The sequence below is a fragment of the Pseudomonas protegens genome, assembly GCF_003732485.1.
Lineage (GTDB): Bacteria > Pseudomonadota > Gammaproteobacteria > Pseudomonadales > Pseudomonadaceae > Aquipseudomonas > Aquipseudomonas protegens_B.
On the sequence record NZ_MOAK01000027.1, the window covers coordinates 117059 to 134077 of the forward strand.

At 64.3% G+C, this 17019-nt stretch carries 18 protein-coding genes; 7 read left to right on the forward strand and 11 right to left on the reverse strand.

Features of this window, described 5'->3' with window-relative positions; genetic code table 11:
- Positions 1–64: 64 nt before the first annotated feature.
- The 3 genes from gmhB to glyQ are packed head-to-tail and all read right to left on the reverse strand — an operon-like array spanning position 65 to position 3620.
- Complete coding sequence (gene gmhB / locus BLX41_RS03095) at positions 65–598, reverse strand: D-glycero-beta-D-manno-heptose 1,7-bisphosphate 7-phosphatase (RefSeq protein ID WP_123723719.1); 534 nt, start codon at positions 596–598, stop codon at positions 65–67.
- Positions 599–615: 17 nt separating this feature from the next.
- Positions 616–2670 (reverse strand): glycine--tRNA ligase subunit beta, encoded by a 2055-nt coding sequence (glyS, locus tag BLX41_RS03100; RefSeq protein WP_123723720.1) that lies wholly within the window; start codon positions 2668–2670, stop codon positions 616–618.
- A complete protein-coding gene (glyQ, locus tag BLX41_RS03105) occupies positions 2667–3620 on the reverse strand; it encodes a glycine--tRNA ligase subunit alpha (RefSeq protein ID WP_003177094.1) in 954 nt (317 codons plus the stop codon). Before glyQ ends, glyS begins: the two co-directional genes overlap by 4 nt.
- 81 nt (positions 3621–3701) lie before the next feature.
- Between glyQ and tag the strand changes: the two genes are divergently transcribed.
- The 3 genes from tag (at position 3702) to BLX41_RS03120 (ending at position 5507) form a co-directional block, all read left to right on the forward strand.
- Positions 3702–4265: a DNA-3-methyladenine glycosylase I gene (gene tag, locus BLX41_RS03110; protein WP_123723721.1), complete on the forward strand. Its 564-nt coding sequence runs from the start codon at positions 3702–3704 to the stop codon at positions 4263–4265.
- A 42-nt stretch (positions 4266–4307) separates the two neighbouring features.
- Positions 4308–5195, forward strand: a complete 888-nt coding sequence (locus tag BLX41_RS03115) for a lysophospholipid acyltransferase (RefSeq protein WP_123723722.1) — start codon at positions 4308–4310, stop codon at positions 5193–5195.
- A 72-nt stretch (positions 5196–5267) separates the two neighbouring features.
- Entirely contained in the window at positions 5268–5507 is a 240-nt protein-coding gene (locus BLX41_RS03120) for a PilZ domain-containing protein (RefSeq protein WP_123723723.1), read from the forward strand.
- A 17-nt stretch (positions 5508–5524) separates the two neighbouring features.
- Here BLX41_RS03120 and BLX41_RS03125 read toward each other — a convergent pair whose 3' ends face one another.
- From BLX41_RS03125 to BLX41_RS34305, 6 genes are all read right to left on the reverse strand, one after another.
- Positions 5525–5845: a tetratricopeptide repeat protein gene (locus BLX41_RS03125; RefSeq protein ID WP_167365710.1), complete on the reverse strand. Its 321-nt coding sequence runs from the start codon at positions 5843–5845 to the stop codon at positions 5525–5527.
- A gap of 73 nt (positions 5846–5918) precedes the next feature.
- On the reverse strand, positions 5919–7292 hold the full coding sequence (gene trkA / locus BLX41_RS03130) for a Trk system potassium transporter TrkA (protein ID WP_011058408.1): 1374 nt from the start codon (positions 7290–7292) through the stop codon (positions 5919–5921).
- Positions 7293–7314: 22 nt separating this feature from the next.
- Complete coding sequence (gene rsmB, locus BLX41_RS03135; RefSeq protein WP_123723724.1) at positions 7315–8640, reverse strand: 16S rRNA (cytosine(967)-C(5))-methyltransferase RsmB; 1326 nt, start codon at positions 8638–8640, stop codon at positions 7315–7317.
- Entirely contained in the window at positions 8637–9596 is a 960-nt protein-coding gene (fmt, locus tag BLX41_RS03140; protein ID WP_123723725.1) for a methionyl-tRNA formyltransferase, read from the reverse strand. Before fmt ends, rsmB begins: the two co-directional genes overlap by 4 nt.
- 69 nt (positions 9597–9665) lie before the next feature.
- Positions 9666–10172, reverse strand: a complete 507-nt coding sequence (def, locus tag BLX41_RS03145; RefSeq protein ID WP_102862442.1) for a peptide deformylase — start codon at positions 10170–10172, stop codon at positions 9666–9668.
- A 224-nt stretch (positions 10173–10396) separates the two neighbouring features.
- Positions 10397–10525 carry a hypothetical protein gene (locus BLX41_RS34305; protein WP_259744358.1) on the reverse strand — a complete coding sequence of 43 codons (129 nt, stop codon included), beginning with the start codon at positions 10523–10525 and terminating at the stop codon, positions 10397–10399.
- A 46-nt stretch (positions 10526–10571) separates the two neighbouring features.
- Here BLX41_RS34305 and dprA point away from each other — a divergent pair, with 46 nt between their 5' ends.
- Both dprA and tsaC read left to right on the forward strand, forming a co-directional pair.
- Positions 10572–11678 (forward strand): DNA-processing protein DprA, encoded by a 1107-nt coding sequence (dprA, locus tag BLX41_RS03150; RefSeq protein ID WP_123723726.1) that lies wholly within the window; start codon positions 10572–10574, stop codon positions 11676–11678.
- Positions 11679–11732: 54 nt separating this feature from the next.
- Positions 11733–12290, forward strand: a complete 558-nt coding sequence (tsaC, locus tag BLX41_RS03155; protein ID WP_123723727.1) for an L-threonylcarbamoyladenylate synthase type 1 TsaC — start codon at positions 11733–11735, stop codon at positions 12288–12290.
- A gap of 63 nt (positions 12291–12353) precedes the next feature.
- Here the strand turns inward: tsaC and BLX41_RS03160 are convergent, their stop codons facing one another.
- The gene (locus tag BLX41_RS03160; RefSeq protein ID WP_123723728.1) at positions 12354–13331 is read right to left on the reverse strand and encodes an NADPH:quinone reductase; all 978 of its coding nucleotides are present in this window, start codon (positions 13329–13331) and stop codon (positions 12354–12356) included.
- Positions 13332–13499: 168 nt separating this feature from the next.
- On the opposite strand from BLX41_RS03160, the gene hemF reads away from it, so the two are divergent.
- Entirely contained in the window at positions 13500–14417 is a 918-nt protein-coding gene (gene hemF / locus BLX41_RS03165) for an oxygen-dependent coproporphyrinogen oxidase (RefSeq protein ID WP_123723729.1), read from the forward strand.
- 93 nt (positions 14418–14510) lie between these two features.
- Positions 14511–15332, forward strand: a complete 822-nt coding sequence (gene aroE, locus BLX41_RS03170; protein ID WP_123723730.1) for a shikimate dehydrogenase — start codon at positions 14511–14513, stop codon at positions 15330–15332.
- Positions 15333–15448: 116 nt separating this feature from the next.
- On the opposite strand, the gene BLX41_RS03175 is transcribed toward aroE, so the two are convergent.
- The gene (locus tag BLX41_RS03175; RefSeq protein WP_123723731.1) at positions 15449–17017 is read right to left on the reverse strand and encodes a SulP family inorganic anion transporter; all 1569 of its coding nucleotides are present in this window, start codon (positions 17015–17017) and stop codon (positions 15449–15451) included.
- Between the last annotated feature and the right edge of the window lie 2 nt (positions 17018–17019).

Sequence of the window (17019 nt, forward strand, 5' to 3'; positions counted from 1 at the left end):
GGGCATGCCCGCCTGTTAAAAAGCGCTCTCCCGAACAGTCCTTGGTCAGGATGCCAGAAGGGGCCTAATTGTGGATAAGTTCAGCGGCAACGGCCGCCAGGTCGTCAAAAATCAAGGTGCCTACCGGCAGGGTTTTCCCCAGAGTCTTTTCGCCTTTCCCGGTCTTTACCAATACTGGCTGAGAGTCGACGGCTTTTGCGGCCTCCAGGTCACCGAGACTGTCACCGACAAACCATAGACCTGTCAGTTCTGCCTGGTAATGCTCGGCAATGGTTCGCAGCATGCCCGGTTTCGGTTTGCGGCAGGCGCACCCTTCGTCGGGGCCATGGGGGCAATAGACGATCAGCCCGACCTCGCCGCCCTGCTCCACCACCAGCTCGCGCAGGCGCGCGTGCATGGCGTCGAGGGTGGCCAGGTCGTAGTAGCCGCGAGCGATGCCGGACTGGTTGGTGGCGATCGCCACCGTCCAGCCGGCCTTGCTCAACTGCGCAATGGCTTCGATCGAGCCGGGGAGTGGAATCCACTCCTGCACCGATTTGATGTAGGCATCGGAGTCGTGATTGATCACGCCGTCACGGTCGAGTATCAGCAGTTTCACAGCAGTTCCTTACCTGATCAGCTCAGTACCGAAATGTCCGCCACACCCAGGAACAGGCCCCGCAGACGCGCCAGCAGCGCATAGCGGTTGGCCCGTACCTTGGCGTCCTCGGCATTGACCATCACCGCTTCGAAGAAGGCGTCCACTGGTTCGCGCAGGGCGGCCAGGCGGGCCAGGGTCTCGCTGTACTGACGAGCTGCGGCCATGGGCTGTACCGCCTGGTCCGCCTGCTGGATCGCCGAGTACAGGGAGAACTCGTTGGCGTTGTCGAAGTACTTGGCTTCGACGGTGGTCGGCACATTGCCTTCGATCTTGCTCAGCAGGTTCGACACGCGCTTGTTCACGGCGGCCAGGGCGGCGGCTTCCGGCAACTTGCGGAAGGCCTGCACGGCTTGCACGCGCTGGTCGAAGTCCAGGGCCGAGCCCGGCTTCAGGGCACGTACCGACAGGTAGGTGGCCACATCCACGCCTTCGTCTTCGTAACGGGCGCGCAGACGGTCGAAGATGAACTCCAGCACCTGATCGGCCAGGCCGGCGGCCTTGACCTTGCTGCCGAAGGCGCTGACGGCGAAGGCCACGGCGTCGTTCAGGTCGAGGTCGAACTTCTTCTCGATGAGGATACGCAGCACGCCCAGGGCCGCGCGACGCAGGGCGTAGGGGTCCTTGCTGCCGGTGGGCAGCATGCCGATGCCGAAGATCCCCACCAGGGTGTCCAGCTTGTCGGCGATGGCCACGGCGGCACCGGTCACGGTGCTTGGCAGCTCGGCGCCGGCGCCACGTGGCATGTACTGCTCGTTGAGGGCCAGGGCCACATCTTCCGGCTCGCCGTCATTGAGGGCGTAGTAGTAGCCGGCGATGCCTTGCATCTCCGGGAACTCGCCGACCATCTCGGTGGCCAGGTCGCACTTGGACAGCAGGCCGGCACGGGCGGCGCGCTGAGCGTCGCCGCCAATGCGCGGCGCGATGAAGGCGGCCAGCTTGGAAATCCGCTCGGCCTTGTCGTAGACGCTGCCGAGTTTTTCCTGGAATACCACGTTCTGCAGGCGCAGGTTGAAGTCTTCGAGCTTCTGCTTCTTGTCCTGCTTGAAGAAAAACTCGGCGTCGGTCAGGCGTGGGCGCACGACTTTCTCGTTGCCCTCGATGATCTGGCGCGGGTCCTTGCTCTCGATGTTGGCCACGGTGATGAAGCGCGGCAGCAGCTTGCCGTCCACGTCCAGCAGGCAGAAGTACTTCTGGTTGTCCTGCATGGTGGTGATCAGGGCTTCTTGCGGCACTTCGAGGAAGCGTTCCTCGAACGAGCACACCAGCGGCACAGGCCATTCCACCAGGGCGGTCACTTCGTCCAGCAGGTCGGCCGGGACGATCGCCGTGCCTTCTTGCAGGGTTGCCAGTTCCGCGGTGCGCTTGCTGATCAGCTCGCGGCGCTCGTTGGCGTCGGCCAGCACGTAGGCGGCACGCAGGTCGTTGAGGTAGTTGGCCGGCGAAGTGATGCGCACGCTGTCCGGGTGGTGGAAGCGGTGACCACGAGAGTCGCGGCCGGCCTTCTGGGCAAGGATGGTGCAGTCGATGACGTCGTCACCCAGCAGCATCACCAGCCATTGGGTCGGACGCACGAACTCTTCCTTGCGCGCGGCCCAGCGCATGCGCTTGGGAATCGGCAGGTCGTTCAGGGAATCTTCGACGATGGTCGGCAGCAGGCTGGCGGTCGGCTTGCCCTTGATGCTCTGGCTGTAGCGCAGTTTCGGGCCGCTCTGGTCGATCTCGCTGAGTTCGACGCCGCACTTCTTGGCAAAGCCCAGGGCCGCCTGGGTCGGGTTGCCTTCAGCGTCGAAGGCCGCCTGGCGTGGCGGGCCGTCGAGGTTGATGCTGCGATCCGGCTGCTGGGTGTCCAGCTGGGTGATCAGCACCGCCAGGCGCCGTGGCGCGGCGTAGACATGCTTGGCCTGAAAGCTCAGGCCGGCGCTCTGCAGGCCTTTCTCGATGCCGGCCAGGAAGGCTTCGGCCAGGGTGTTCAGGGCTTTGGGTGGCAGTTCTTCAGTGCCCAGTTCAACCAGAAAATCTTGCGCACTCATTGTGCCGCCTCCAGCTTAGCCAACACTTCATCACGCAGATCCGGGGTCGCCATCGGGAAGCCCAGCTTGGCACGGGCCAGCAGGTAGGCTTGCGCAACGGAACGCGCCAGGGTGCGGACACGCAGAATGTATTGCTGGCGCGCGGTAACCGAGATGGCACGGCGGGCATCCAGCAGGTTGAAGGTATGGGAGGCCTTCAACACCATTTCATAGCTCGGCAACGGCAGCGGCTGATCCAGTTCGATCAGGCGCTTGGCTTCGCTTTCGTAGAAATCGAACAGTTCGAACAGCTTCTCGACGTTGGCGTGTTCGAAGTTGTAGGTCGACTGCTCCACTTCGTTCTGGTGGAACACATCGCCATAGGTGACCTTGCCGAACGGGCCGTCGGCCCAGACCAGGTCGTATACCGAGTCCACGCCCTGCAGGTACATGGCCAGGCGTTCCAGGCCGTAGGTGATCTCGCCGGTCACCGGGTAGCACTCGATGCCACCGGCTTGCTGGAAGTAGGTGAACTGAGTCACTTCCATGCCGTTGAGCCAGACTTCCCAGCCCAGGCCCCAGGCGCCCAGGGTCGGCGATTCCCAGTTGTCCTCGACGAAGCGAATGTCGTGCACCAGCGGGTCCAGGCCCACGTGTTTCAGGGAACCCAGGTACAGCTCCTGGAAGTTCTCCGGGTTGGGTTTCAAGACCACCTGGAACTGATAGTAGTGCTGCAGACGGTTGGGGTTTTCGCCGTAGCGGCCGTCAGTCGGGCGACGACTGGGCTGCACATAAGCGGCGTTCCAGGTTTCCGGGCCGATGGCCCGCAGGAAGGTTGCGGTGTGGAAAGTGCCGGCGCCTACTTCCATATCGTAGGGCTGAAGTACCACACAACCTTGCTCGGCCCAGTATTGCTGGAGGGCGAGGATCAAGTCTTGGAAGGTACGCACGGCTGGCGTAGGCTGGCTCACGAAATTCACCTGTTACTTGGGCTGCGATTTAAGGAGCGGGAGTATACCCGATTCAGTCCTGCGCACGCCCCCTGGAGCCTTATGCCACGCTGCTTTTGGTGTTCCGAAGATCCGCTGTACATGGCTTATCACGATCAGGAGTGGGGCGTGCCGCTGCGCGATGGGCAGCGTCTGTTCGAGTTGTTATTGCTCGAAGGGTTCCAGGCCGGCCTGTCCTGGATCACCGTGCTGAAGAAGCGCGAGCGCTATCGCCAGGTGCTGTTCGGCTTCGATGTGCAGCGCGTGGCGCAGATGAGCGATGCCGAGATCGAGGACCTGATGCAGGACCCGGGCATCATCCGCAACCGCCTCAAGCTCAACGCCGCCCGGCGCAATGCCCAGGCCTGGCTGGAGCTGGAAGACCCGGTGGCCTTTCTCTGGTCCTTCGTCGGCGGCGTGCCGAAGATCAATCATTTCCGGGACCGCAGCGAAGTCCCGGCGGTGACCCCGGAGGCCGAAGCCATGAGCCGCGGCCTGCAGAAAGCCGGTTTCACCTTCGTCGGCCCGACCATCTGCTACGCGCTGATGCAAGCCTCGGGCATGGTCATGGATCACACGCAGGATTGTGATCGCTACGCCATCCTCGCCAACGCGCGGTTAGAATAGCCGGCTGCGACTAGGTCAAGACCGACAGATCAGGAGTCATGTGTGGATAAGTTCAAAGGCGCCCTGCTGGTGGGTGCTCTGCGGTTGTTTGCCCTGCTGCCCTGGCGCGCGGTGCAAGCGGTCGGCGCGGCCATCGGCTGGATCATGTGGAAGACGCCCAATCGCTCCCGCGATGTGGTGCGCATCAACCTGGCCAAGTGTTTTCCACAGATGGACCCCGCCGAGCGCGAGCGTCTGGTGGGCCAGAGCCTGAAAGACATCGGCAAGTCCCTGACCGAAAGCGCCTGCGCCTGGATCTGGCCGGCCGAGCGCTCGATCGCCCTGGTGCGGGAGGTCGAGGGCCTTGACGTACTCAAGGACGCCCTGGCCTCGGGCAAGGGCGTGGTTGGCATCACCAGCCACCTGGGCAACTGGGAAGTGCTCAACCACTTCTATTGCAGCCAGTGCAAACCGATCATTTTCTACCGTCCGCCCAAGCTCAAGGCAGTGGACGAACTGCTGCGCAAGCAGCGGGTGCAACTGGGCAACCGTGTGGCGGCCTCCACCAAGGAAGGCATCCTCAGCGTCATCAAGGAAGTGCGCAAAGGTGGTGCGGTGGGCATTCCCGCCGACCCGGAACCGGCCGAATCCGCCGGGATCTTCGTGCCCTTCTTCGCCACCCAGGCCCTCACCAGCAAGTTCGTGCCGAACATGCTGGCCGGCGGCAAGGCCGTGGGGGTCTTCCTTCACGCCCTGCGCCTGCCGGACGGTTCGGGCTACAAGGTGATCCTCGAAGCGGCCCCGGAAGACATGTACAGCACCGACACCGAAACCTCCTGTGCGGCCATGAGCAAGGTGGTCGAACGCTATGTCGGGGCGTATCCGAGCCAGTACATGTGGAGCATGAAACGCTTCAAGAAGCGCCCGCCGGGTGAGGCACGCTGGTACTGACCGAGCTGGCACGATCTGTGGATAACCCCGCGTAGGGCGTTATCCACAGCACACAGAACAAGGGCGCTGAAGATGTCCGATCACCGCAAGTCGTTCCGTATCAAGATTTCCCACGAGAGCATTGGCGAATGCCTGGGGCAGACCCGCAACCTGTCTGCCAGTGGCGTCTATGTGCAAAGCCCGGCCCTGGCAACACTGCCCAAGGGCGCGGTGGTCTATGGGCAGGTGCAAGGCCTGCCGGTGGTCGCGCCACGGGTGCGCATGGAAGTGGTGCAAGTGGATGCGCAAGGGATCGCCCTGCGCTATCTCTGACCAGAGGCCACTGGCGCTCAGGCCCCGGCTTGGCGCTCGAGCTTCTTGATGAACACGGTCATTTCCTTTTCCGCCTGTTTGTCGCCATGGCCGCGTGCGGCCTCCAGCCCCTGCTCCCAGGCCTGGCGCGCCCCTTGAAGGTCGCCCTGCCCCTGGCAAGCCTTGCCCAGCAGCTTCCAGGCCGCTGAATACTTGGGATCGAAGGCCACGCAGCGTTGCAGGTGCTCAACAGCCTTGGCGTACTCGGCCTGATCCAGATAGCCCTTGCCCAGACCAAAGCGCAGCAGGGCGTTATCCACACCCTTGGCGAGCATTTTTTCCAGCGATTCAAGCATCACCAATACCTCATCTGTAGGAGCCGGCTTGCCGGCGAATGCGCTCTCCTTTCGCCGGCAAGCCGGCTCCTGCGCGTCAGAAGAAGCTCAGGCCGACGTGGAACAGTTTCTCCACGTCGCGAATGTGCTTTTTATCCACAAGGAACAGGATCACGTGGTCCCCGGCTTCGATCACGGTGTCGTCGTGGGCGATCAGCACTTCTTCATCGCGAATGATCGCGCCGATGGTGGTGCCCGGCGGCAGGCCGATGTTCTCGATGGCGCGGCCGATCACCTTGCTCGACTTGGCGTCGCCGTGGGCGATGGCCTCGATGGCTTCCGCCGCGCCACGGCGCAGGGAGTGCACGCTGACGATATCGCCGCGGCGCACGTGGGCCAGCAGGGTGCCGATGGTGGCCAGCTGCGGGCTGATGGCAATGTCGATATCGCCACCCTGGATCAGGTCGACATAGGCCGGGTTGTTGATGATGGTCATGACCTTCTTCGCCCCCAGGCGCTTGGCCAGCAGCGAGGACATGATGTTGGCCTCGTCATCGTTGGTCAGCGCCAGGAAGATGTCGGCGTCGGCGATGTTCTCTTCCAGCAGCAGGTCGCGGTCCGAGGCGCTGCCCTGCAGCACCACGGTGCTGTCCAGGGTGTCGGACAGGTAGCGGCAGCGGGCCGGGTTCATCTCGATGATCTTCACCTGATAGCGGCTCTCGATGGCCTCGGCCAGGCGCTCGCCGATCTGCCCGCCCCCGGCGATGACGATGCGCTTGTAGGACTCTTCCAGGCGGCGCATCTCGCTCATCACCGCGCGGATGTGGGCCTTGGCGGCGATGAAGAACACCTCGTCATCGGCCTCGATCACCGTATCGCCCTTGGGCATGATCGGCCGGTCGCGACGGAAGATCGCCGCCACTCGGGTATCGACATTGGGCATGTGCTCGCGCAACTGGCGCAGTTGCTGGCCCACCAGCGGGCCGCCGTAGTAGGCCTTGACCGCCACCAGTTGCGCCTTGCCCTCGGCGAAGTCGATCACTTGCAAGGCGCCGGGGTGCTCGATCAGGCGCTTGATGTAGTTGGTCACCACCTGTTCGGGGCTGATCAGCACGTCCACCGGGATGGCGTCGTTGTCGAACAGCCCGGCGCGGGTCAGGTAGGCGGCCTCGCGCACCCGGGCGATCTTGGTCGGGGTGTGGAACAGGGTATGGGCAACCTGGCAGGCGACCATGTTGGTTTCGTCGCTGTTGGTCACCGCCACCAGCATGTCGGCGTCGTCGGCGCCGGCCTGGCGCAGCACCGTCGGGAATGAGGCGCGGCCCTGCACGGTGCGGATGTCCAGGCGATCGCCAAGGTCGCGCAGGCGTTCGCCGTCGGTGTCCACCACGGTGATGTCATTGGCTTCGCTGGCCAGGTGTTCCGCCAGCGTGCCGCCCACTTGCCCGGCGCCGAGGATGATGATCTTCATCCAGTCACTCCCTTAAAACCGTTTAGCCGCGAGCTGCGGCGATCTTGATCAGCTTGGCGTAGTAGAAGCCGTCGTGGCCGCCCGCTTGCGCCAGCAACTGGCGTCCGTGGGGCTGCTTGAGGCCGGCCGCAGGCTGCCCCAGTTGGCCGCCGATGTCCAATTCACGAGCACCCGGGGTGCGGGCCAGGAAGGCCTCGATCACTTCGGTGTTCTCGGTGGGCAGGGTCGAGCAGGTGGCGTAGAGCAGGATGCCGCCCACTTCCAGGGTCTGCCACATGGCGTCCAGCAGTTCGCCTTGCAATTGCGCCAGGGCGGCGATGTCTTCGGCTTGGCGAGTCAGCTTGATATCCGGATGGCGACGAATCACCCCGGTGGCCGAGCAGGGAGCGTCCAGCAGGATGCGCTGGAACGGCTTGCCGTCCCACCAGGCCTGAGTATCGCGGCCGTCGGCGGCGATCAGTTGGGCATCGAGCCCCAGGCGGTCGAGGTTTTCCCGCACCCGCACCAGACGCTTGGCTTCCAGGTCCACCGCCACCACGCCGGCCAGCTCCGGCTGCACTTCAAGGATGTGGCAGGTCTTGCCGCCCGGTGCGCAGCAGGCATCCAGCACCCGTTGCCCTGGGGCCAGCTCCAGCAGATCGGCTGCCAGTTGCGCGGCTTCGTCCTGGACGCTGACCCAGCCTTCGGCAAAGCCCGGCAGGCTGCGCACATCACCGGCTTCGTCGAGGACGATGCCGTCCTGGCTGTAGACGCAGGCCTTGGCCGCAACCCCCGCTTCGCTCAACAGCTTCAGGTAGGCATCCCGGGAGTGATGACGACGATTGACCCGCAGGATCATCGGCGGGTGAGCGTTGTTGGCGGCGCAGATGGCTTCCCATTGCTCGGGCCAGAAGGCCTTGAGGGATTTCTGCAGCCAGCGTGGGTGGGCGGTGCGCACCACTGGATCATGTTCCAGCTCGGCCAACAGGGCCTCGCTTTCACGCTGGGCACGGCGCAGCACGGCGTTGAGCAGGGCCTTGGCCCAGGGTTTTTTCAACTTGTCGGCGCAGCCCACGGTTTCGCCGATGGCGGCGTGGGCCGGCACCCGGGTGTAGAGCAACTGATAGAGCCCCACCAGCAGCAGCGCCTCGACATCGGCATCGGTGGCCTTGAACGGCTTCTGCAGCAGCTTGGCCGCCAGCGCCGACAGCCGCGGCTGCCAGCGCGCGGTGCCGAACGCCAGGTCCTGGGTGAAGCCGCGATCACGGACCTCGACCTTGTCCAGCTGGATCGGCAGCGAGCTGTTGAGCGAGGCCTTGCCGTTGAGGACCGCGGTCAGTGCCTTGGCGGCGGCCAGACGCGGGTTCATTGGGCGTCCGCCGTCTGGCCGAGGACGGTGCCGATGGCGAATTTCTCGCGGCGGCTGTTGAACAGGTCGCTGAAGTTCAGCGCCTTGCCCCCGGGCAGTTGCAGACGGGTCAGGCACAGCGCCTGTTCACCGCAGGCGACGATCAGGCCGTCTTTGCTGGCGCCGAGGATCTCTCCCGGGGCGCCTGTGCCTTGGCTCAGAGTGGCGGCCAGGACCTTCAGGGCTTCGCCATTGAGCGTGCTGTGGCAGATCGGCCAGGGATTGAAGGCCCGGACCAGACGCTCCAGCTCCACGGCCGGACGGTTCCAGTCGATGCGCGCTTCGTCCTTGTTCAATTTGTGGGCGTAGGTGGCCAGGCTGTCGTCCTGGACTTCGCCTTCCAGGGTGCCGGCGGCCAGGCCTTCGATGGCTTGCAGCACCGCGGGCGGGCCCAATTCGGCCAGACGGTCGTGCAGGCTGCCGCCGGTGTCCTGGGCGCTGATCGGGGTGCTGACCTTGAGCAGCATCGGTCCGGTGTCCAGGCCGGCTTCCATGCGCATCACGGTCACACCGCTGGTGTCGTCACCGGCTTCTACGGCGCGCTGGATCGGCGCCGCACCGCGCCAGCGCGGTAGCAGGGAAGCGTGGCTGTTGATGCAGCCAAGACGCGGAATATCCAGCACCACTTGAGGCAGGATCAGGCCGTAGGCCACCACCACCATCAGGTCCGGCTTGAGCGCCGCCAGTTCGGCCTGGGCCTCGGCATTGCGCAGGGTGGGCGGTTGCAGCACCGGGATCTGGTGCTCCAGGGCCAGCTGTTTGACCGGGCTTGGCATCAGCTTCTGCCCGCGCCCCGCCGGACGGTCCGGCTGGGTGTAGACCGCAACGATCTGGTAAGGGCTGTCGAGCAGGGCCTTGAGGTGTTCGGCGGCGAATTCGGGGGTGCCGGCAAAGACGATGCGCAGTGGCTCAGTCATGGGAATTCTCGATGTTAAACATGCGGAAAAGAAAAAGGCTTGCCGTAGCAAGCCTTTGCAAGACGGTCATCAAGCCTGCTGGCGATGCTGCTTTTCCAGCTTCTTCTTGATCCGGTCACGCTTGAGCGTGGACAGGTAGTCGACGAACAGCTTGCCGTTCAGGTGGTCGCATTCGTGCTGGATGCACACCGCCAGCAAACCTTCGGCGATCAGCTCATAGGGCTGGCCGTCGCGGTCCAGGGCCTTGATCTTGACGCGCTGCGGACGGTCGACGTTCTCGTAGAAACCCGGTACCGAAAGGCAGCCTTCCTGGTACTGGTCCATCTCGTCGGTCAGGGCTTCGAACTCGGGGTTGATGAATACCCGGGGCTCGCTGCGATCTTCGGACAGGTCCATGACCACGACGCGTTTGTGCACGTTGACCTGGGTCGCCGCCAGACCAATGCCTGGGGCCTCATACATTGTTTCAAACATGTCATCGACCAACTGACGCACTTCGTCGTCCACTACGGCCACTGGTTTGGCGATAGTGCGCAGGCGCGAATCGGGGAATTCGAGGATGTTTAAAATGGCCATAAGCGTAATTGCTACACGTGTGAAGTAAGGGCGGAGTCGGCGTCCTGGCAGGTCCTGGACCTGGGCCGCCGATGCAAAACGTGCTCTGCAAAGGAGCGAGCCGTGCAGGCTCTGGCGTTTTACGCGAACGCACATAATAAAGGGATTCAGCCCCTGAGGAAATGTCTGTTCACCCTGCTGCTATTGGGCTGGACCGCCATCGGTCGGACCTGCAAGCGGCTTCGTCAGGCCTGATTGGCGTGCTTGCGGTTGGCTGCACGGGGTGCCGGGCAGAGCATGGCCGAGGTCGATAGCTCGCGCTCCTGGTGCAGCAGGAAACCTTTCCTCAACAAGTTACCAACAGACTTATCCACAGCTTGTTCCGGCTCTCGCCGGACCTATGACGATCAAGGATGATCCATGTCGCACTCGATCAGTGCTGCCATTTCCCCCGCGGAACTGGAAGCCCGTTTACGTTTGCATGGCCTGCCTGCTCTGGGAGCCATGCGTTTTCAGCGTTTGCTCCAGGCCTTCGGTTCAGCCTCCAAGGCTCTCAGTGCTCCGGCCCGCGCCTGGCACTCCCTGGATCTGCCAATGGCCTGTACCGACGCCCGGCGCAGCGTCGAAGTTCGGGAGGGCGCCCGCCGCGCACTGGCCTGGATAGACAACCAGGCCCAGCATTTGCTGATGTGGGACCAGCCCGACTATCCCCCGCTGCTGGCGCAACTGGAGGATGCGCCACCGCTGTTGTTCGTGGCCGGCGATCCGTCGATTCTTCAACGGCCGCAGCTGGCGCTGGTGGGCAGCCGTCGGGCTTCGCGTCCGGGGCTGGACACGGCCGCAGCGTTTTCCCGGAGTCTGGCCGCAGCTGGATTCGTGATCACCAGCGGCCTGGCCCTGGGAATCGATGGCGCTGCGCACCAGGCGGCCCTGGACGTTGGGGGGCGTACCGTGGGCGTGTTGGGCACGGGCCTGGAAAATTGTTATCCACAGCGGCATCGGGCCCTCGCCAGAGCGATGATCGACCAGGGCAGCGCAGTGATTTCCGAGTTCCCCCTGGACACCGGCCCACGTCCGGAACACTTCCCCAGGCGCAATCGGATCATCAGTGGCCTGTCCCTGGGGGTACTGGTGGTGGAAGCCAGTGTCGCCAGTGGCTCGCTGATCACCGCCCGCCTGGCGGCCGAGCAGGGCCGCGAGGTGTACGCGATCCCCGGTTCGATTCATCACCCCGGTGCCCGAGGCTGTCACCAACTGATCCGTGACGGCGCGGTGCTGGTGGAAAGCGTGCAGCACATCCTGGAAACCCTGCGAGGCTGGCAACACCTGCCGCCGCCCGCTGCAGCGCCGGTGGAGGTCAGTGAGCACCCGCTGCTGGCCCTGCTCCAGGCGGCCCCCCACAGCAGCGAGGCCCTGGCGCTTGCCAGCGGCTGGTCCCTGCCCCGGGTGCTGGCGGCGCTGACCGAGCTGGAAATCGAGGCTCGGGCAGTCAATGAAAACGGCCGCTGGTTTGCGCGTCTGAGCTAGGTTTTATAGGCAGGATCGGTAAACTGCGCACAGCTTTTATCTGGAGATTCGGCAATGGTCAGCAGTTGGCGTGTGCAGCAAGCCGCACGAGAGATTCGCGCAGGGGCGGTGATTGCCTATCCAACCGAAGCGGTCTGGGGCTTGGGGTGCGATCCGTGGAATGAAGAGGCGGTGGATCGCCTGCTGGCAATCAAGTCACGGTCGGTGGACAAGGGCCTGATCCTGATCGCCGACAACATCCACCAGTTCGATTTCCTCTTCGAGGACTTCCCGGATACCTGGATCGAGCGCATGGCCAGCACCTGGCCGGGGCCCAATACCTGGCTGGTGCCCCATCAGAACCTGCTGCCGGAGTGGGTGACCGGGGTCCATGACACGGTAGCGCTGCGGGTCAGCGACCATCCGCTGGTACGTGAGCTGTGCGCCTTGGTGGGGCCGTTGATTTCCACTTCGGCCAATCCCCAGGGACGGCCGGCGGCGCGTACGCGGCTTCGTATCGAGCAGTACTTCCGTGGGCAGTTGGACCTGGTGCTCAGTGGCAGCCTGGGCGGGCGCAAGAACCCGAGCCTGATTCGGGATCTGGCCACCGGCAAGGTGGTGCGACCTTCCTGAACCGCTTCGTCGGCAGCCGTCTCCCACGATGATCCGTAGGAGCCGGCTTGCCGGCGAAAGCGTTTAAGGCAACAGCACGGTCGAGCCGGTAGTACGCCGTGCCGACAACTCGATATGGGCCTTGGCCGCGTCCGCCAGAGCGAAGCGCTGGCCAATCTCGATCTTCAGCTTGCCGCTGGCAATCATGCCGAACAGATCGTCGGCCATGAGCTGCAGATTTTCGGCATTGTTGGCGTAGCTGGCCAGGGTCGGCCGAGTCACGTACAGCGAGCCCTTGGCCGAGAGAATCCCCAGGTTCACCCCGTCCACCGCTCCCGAGGCATTGCCGAAGCTGACCATCAGCCCGCGCGGTGCCAGGCAATCCAGGGAGGTCAGCCAGGTGTCTTTGCCGACACCGTCGTAAACCACCGGGCACTTCTTGCCATCGGTCAGTTCCAGCACGCGCCTGGCTACGTCTTCATGGCTGTAGTCGATGGTTTCCCAGGCGCCGAGGGCTTTGGCGATGGCGGCCTTTTGCGGCGAGCTGACGGTACCGATCAGTTTTACCCCAAGGGCCTTGGCCCACTGGCAGGCCAGGGAACCGACGCCCCCCGCTGCGGCGTGGAACAGTACGGTTTCGCCACCCTTGAGTTCATAGGTCTGACGCAGCAGGTACTGCACGGTCAGGCCCTTGAGCATCACCCCGGCGGCTTGCTCGAAGCTGATGGCCGCCGGCAGATGCACCAGATTGGCTTCCGGCAGTACATGCACATCGCTGTAGGCGCCCAGTGGGCCGCTGCCATAGGCCACGCGATCACCCACCTTGAAGCGTGTCACCGCGCTGCCCACCGCCTCCACCACCCCGGCTCCTTCGGCGCCCAGGCCGGACGGCAGCGCCGGCGGGGCATACAGGCCGCTACGGAAATAGGTATCGATGAAGTTCAGGCCGATGGCCTTGTTGCTGACGCGAACCTGCTGTGGTCCAGGTTCGCCGGGCTGGTAATCCACATACTCGAGTACTTCGGGGCCGCCATGGGCGCGGAACTGGATACGTTTGGCCATCTGCACTCTCTCCTCGGTCGTGTCGTGAAAGTGCTCTATCGGACTCCTGTGCTTGACCTTCGTCAACTGCGGAGCGCCCCGACGCGGTGTTATGCTACGCGCCCATTTGCGCGCGTCCCCTGCTCCATCCCTAGCGCCGCGTAGCTTTGCCCGATTCAAGGTGATGCCATGACTACCCGCACCGAGGCCGTAAAAGCCTACCTGCTCGACCTGCAAGACCGCATTTGCGCTGCACTGGAAACTGAAGACGGCGGCGCACGCTTTATCGAGGACGCCTGGACCCGCCCTGCCGGCGGTGGCGGACGCACCCGGGTGATCGGCGACGGTGCAGTGATCGAAAAGGGCGGGGTCAACTTTTCCCATGTATTCGGCAGCGGCCTGCCACCTTCGGCCAGTGCCCACCGTCCGGAACTGGCCGGCCGGGGGTTCGAGGCCCTGGGCGTGTCCCTGGTGATCCACCCCCACAACCCCCATGTGCCGACGTCCCACGCCAACGTGCGTTTCTTCATCGCCGAGAAGGAAGGTGAAGAGCCGGTCTGGTGGTTCGGTGGCGGTTTCGACCTGACCCCCTACTACGGCAACATCGATGACTGCGTGCACTGGCACCGGGTTGCCGAGCGCGCCTGTGCGCCGTTCGGCGCCGACGTCTATCCACGCTACAAGGCCTGGTGCGACAGCTATTTCCACATCAAGCACCGCAACGAACCGCGGGGCATCGGCGGCCTGTTCTTCGACGACCTCAACGAATGGGACTTCGACACCAGCTTCGCCTTCATGCGCGCCATCGGCGATGCCTACATCGAGGCCTATCTGCCCATCGTCCAGCGCCGCAAGGCTGCCGCCTACACCGAGCAGCAGCGCGAGTTCCAGGAGTTCCGTCGCGGTCGCTACGTCGAGTTCAACCTGGTCTACGACCGTGGCACCCTGTTCGGCCTGCAATCGGGTGGGCGCACCGAATCGATCCTCATGTCGCTGCCGCCGCAAGTGCGCTGGGGCTACGACTGGAAGGCCGAGCCGGGCAGTGAAGAAGCGCGCCTGACCGAATACTTCCTGCAAGACCGCGACTGGCTGGCGGCCAGCAACTAAACCGCACCCACTGTGCAGGAGCCGGCTTGCCGGCGAAGAGGCCTTCAAGGCGGATGCGGTTCCTGCCAGTGTGTTGAGCAAATGGGATGAGAGATGGATCAGTACGTTGTCTTTGGTAATCCGATCGGCCACAGCAAATCACCGTTGATCCATCGGCTGTTCGCCCAGCAGACCGGCCAGCAACTGGAATACAACACCCTGCTGGCGCCTCTGGACGACTTCGCCGGCGCCGCTCGCGGTTTCTTCGCCCAGGGCCGCGGTGCCAACGTCACGGTACCGTTCAAGGAAGACGCCTATCGCCTGTGCGACAGCCTGACCGAGCGCGCCCAGCGGGCCGGTGCGGTGAACACCCTGAGCAAGCAAGCGGACGGCACTCTGCTGGGAGACAACACCGACGGCGCCGGACTGGTGCGCGACCTGACGGTGAACGCCGGGGTCAGCCTCAAGGGCAAGCGCATCCTTCTGCTGGGGGCCGGTGGCGCGGTGCGTGGAGCCTTGGAGCCCCTGTTGGCGCAGCGGCCGGCGTCGGTGGTGATTGCCAATCGCACCGTGGAAAAAGCCGAGTTGCTGGCCGAACTGTTCGCCGATTTGGGGCCGGTGTCGGCCAGCGGCTTCGACTGGCTGGAGGAGTCGGTGGACCTGATCATCAATGCCACTTCCGCCAGCCTGTCGGGGGACTTGCCGCCCATTGCCAGCAGCCTGATCGAGCCAGGCAAGACCGTGTGCTACGACATGATGTACGCCAAGGAGCCGACGCCGTTCTGCCGTTGGGCCAGTGAACATGGCGCGGCGCTGGTGCTGGATGGCTTGGGCATGCTGGCCGAACAGGCGGCGGAAGCCTTCTACCTGTGGCGCGGTGTGCGCCCGGACAGCGCCCCGGTGCTGGCCGAACTGCGTCGCCAGTTGGCGCAGTAAACCCCCGTAGGCGCTGGCTTGCCAGCGAAGGCGGCTTCACGGCTGGCGCCAGGCTCAAGGGCCTCTTCGCCGGCAAGCCGGCTCCTACGTCGGGGGTGGGCAAGGCGCCTGCGGGTTCAGTCTTCGAAGTGGATCGGGCAGTGCTCCGGTCCTTCGAGCTTGATCAATTCCTCTTTCACCGTTTGCCGCGCCCGGCGCAGGGTCAGGCTGCGGTCCTGGCGTTTCAGCCGGCGCGCCTCTTGGTGCAGCATTTCCACCCCTGAGTAGTCGATGAAGTTGATCTGCCGGGCGTCGATCACCAGTTTCGGTGCGTGGCAGCGTTGCATGCGCACTTGCAGGTAATGACTGGCGCCAAAGAAGATCGAGCCGCCCACCCGCAGGATGTCTTCATCGCCCTCGCTGGAATGTTGCACCCGGGGTTGGGAGGTACGCTTGAGGTAGAAGAACAGCGACGCCAGGACCCCGGCATAGATCGCCGTCTGCAACTCCAGGAGCAAGGTGGCGATGCAGGTCAGGCTCATCACCAGGAATTCGGCGCGGCTGACCCGGAACAGCGCGCGAATGCCCCGATGATCCACCAGGCCCCAGCAGATCAGCAGGATGCTCCCGGCCATGGCCGGAATCGGGATATGGGCGATCAGCCCGGCGCCGGCCACCGCGAACAGCGCCACCCACAGCGCCGAGAACACCCCGGCCAGGGGTGAGCGGGCACCGGCTTCATAACTCAAGCCCGAGCGGGTGAAGGAACCGGAGGACAGGTAGCCGGAGAAAAACGCCCCCACCATGTTCGACAAGCCCTGGGCGCGGACTTCCTGGTTGGCGTCCAGCAGTTGTTCCGAGCGTGCCGACAGTGAGCGGGCAATCGACAGGCTGGTCACCAGCCCCAGCATCCCCACCGCCACGGCACTGGGCAGCAGCCGCAGGACCAGATCCAGGTCCAGTGGCAACGGGCTCAAGGGCGGTAGCCGACCCACGAAGGCGCTGACCAGCTTGACGTGGCCGAACACCCCCGGCAGCAGCCAGACCACCAGTGCACTGAGGACCAGGCTGAGCAACAGGCTGGGCCAGCGTGGCGCCAGCAGCTTCAGGCCGAGGCCGACGATCAGCGTGCCCAGCCCCAGCAACAGCGAAGGTTTGTCCACAGCGTCCAGGTGTTCCAGCAGCGAGGTCAGGCTATTGAGGGCGGTGGCCTGGTTCGGCAGGTCCAGGCCCAGGAGGTTGGGCAATTGCCCCAGGGCGATTACCGCTGCCGCACCGAGGGTGAAACCCAGCACCACCGAGTGCGAGACAAAGTTCACCAGGGCGCCGAAACGCAACATTCCCAGCAGCCACTGGAAGACCCCGGCCAGCAGGGTCAGCAGCAGGATCAGGGTGATGTAGTCCTCGGATGCCGGCACCGCCAGAGGGCTGACGCTGGCATACAGAACAATGGAGATCGCTGCCGTGGGCCCGCAGATCAGGTGCCAGGACGAGCCCCAGAGGCAGGCGATCAATACCGGGACTATGGCCGCGTACAGCCCGTACTCCGGCGGCAGGCCGGCGATCAGGGCATAGGCGATGGATTGCGGCAGGGCGAGAATCGCGCCGCTCAGGCCCACCAGCAGATCCCGGCCAACGCTGGCCCGGGTCTGCCGTGGCAGCCAGCTCAGAAAAGGCAGGAGTGAATGGCAGTTGGGCCAGGCCATGG

What these genes read in the sequence shown, in the direction of transcription:
- fmt (WP_123723725.1), bottom strand. Translation starts at nt 9,596, where the DNA reads ATGACTGAGCCACTGCGCATCGTCTTTGCCGGCACCCCCGAATTCGCC.
- glyS (WP_123723720.1), bottom strand. Translation starts at nt 2,670, where the DNA reads ATGAGTGCGCAAGATTTTCTGGTTGAACTGGGCACTGAAGAACTGCCA.
- BLX41_RS03160 (WP_123723728.1), bottom strand. Translation starts at nt 13,331, where the DNA reads ATGGCCAAACGTATCCAGTTCCGCGCCCATGGCGGCCCCGAAGTACTC.
- rsmB (WP_123723724.1), bottom strand. Translation starts at nt 8,640, where the DNA reads ATGAACCCGCGTCTGGCCGCCGCCAAGGCACTGACCGCGGTCCTCAAC.
- aroE (WP_123723730.1), top strand. Translation starts at nt 14,511, where the DNA reads ATGGATCAGTACGTTGTCTTTGGTAATCCGATCGGCCACAGCAAATCA.
- tsaC (WP_123723727.1), top strand. Translation starts at nt 11,733, where the DNA reads ATGGTCAGCAGTTGGCGTGTGCAGCAAGCCGCACGAGAGATTCGCGCA.
- def (WP_102862442.1), bottom strand. Translation starts at nt 10,172, where the DNA reads ATGGCCATTTTAAACATCCTCGAATTCCCCGATTCGCGCCTGCGCACT.
- trkA (WP_011058408.1), bottom strand. Translation starts at nt 7,292, where the DNA reads ATGAAGATCATCATCCTCGGCGCCGGGCAAGTGGGCGGCACGCTGGCG.
- BLX41_RS03175 (WP_123723731.1), bottom strand. Translation starts at nt 17,017, where the DNA reads ATGGCCTGGCCCAACTGCCATTCACTCCTGCCTTTTCTGAGCTGGCTG.
- tag (WP_123723721.1), top strand. Translation starts at nt 3,702, where the DNA reads ATGCCACGCTGCTTTTGGTGTTCCGAAGATCCGCTGTACATGGCTTAT.
- dprA (WP_123723726.1), top strand. Translation starts at nt 10,572, where the DNA reads ATGTCGCACTCGATCAGTGCTGCCATTTCCCCCGCGGAACTGGAAGCC.
- BLX41_RS03120 (WP_123723723.1), top strand. Translation starts at nt 5,268, where the DNA reads ATGTCCGATCACCGCAAGTCGTTCCGTATCAAGATTTCCCACGAGAGC.
- hemF (WP_123723729.1), top strand. Translation starts at nt 13,500, where the DNA reads ATGACTACCCGCACCGAGGCCGTAAAAGCCTACCTGCTCGACCTGCAA.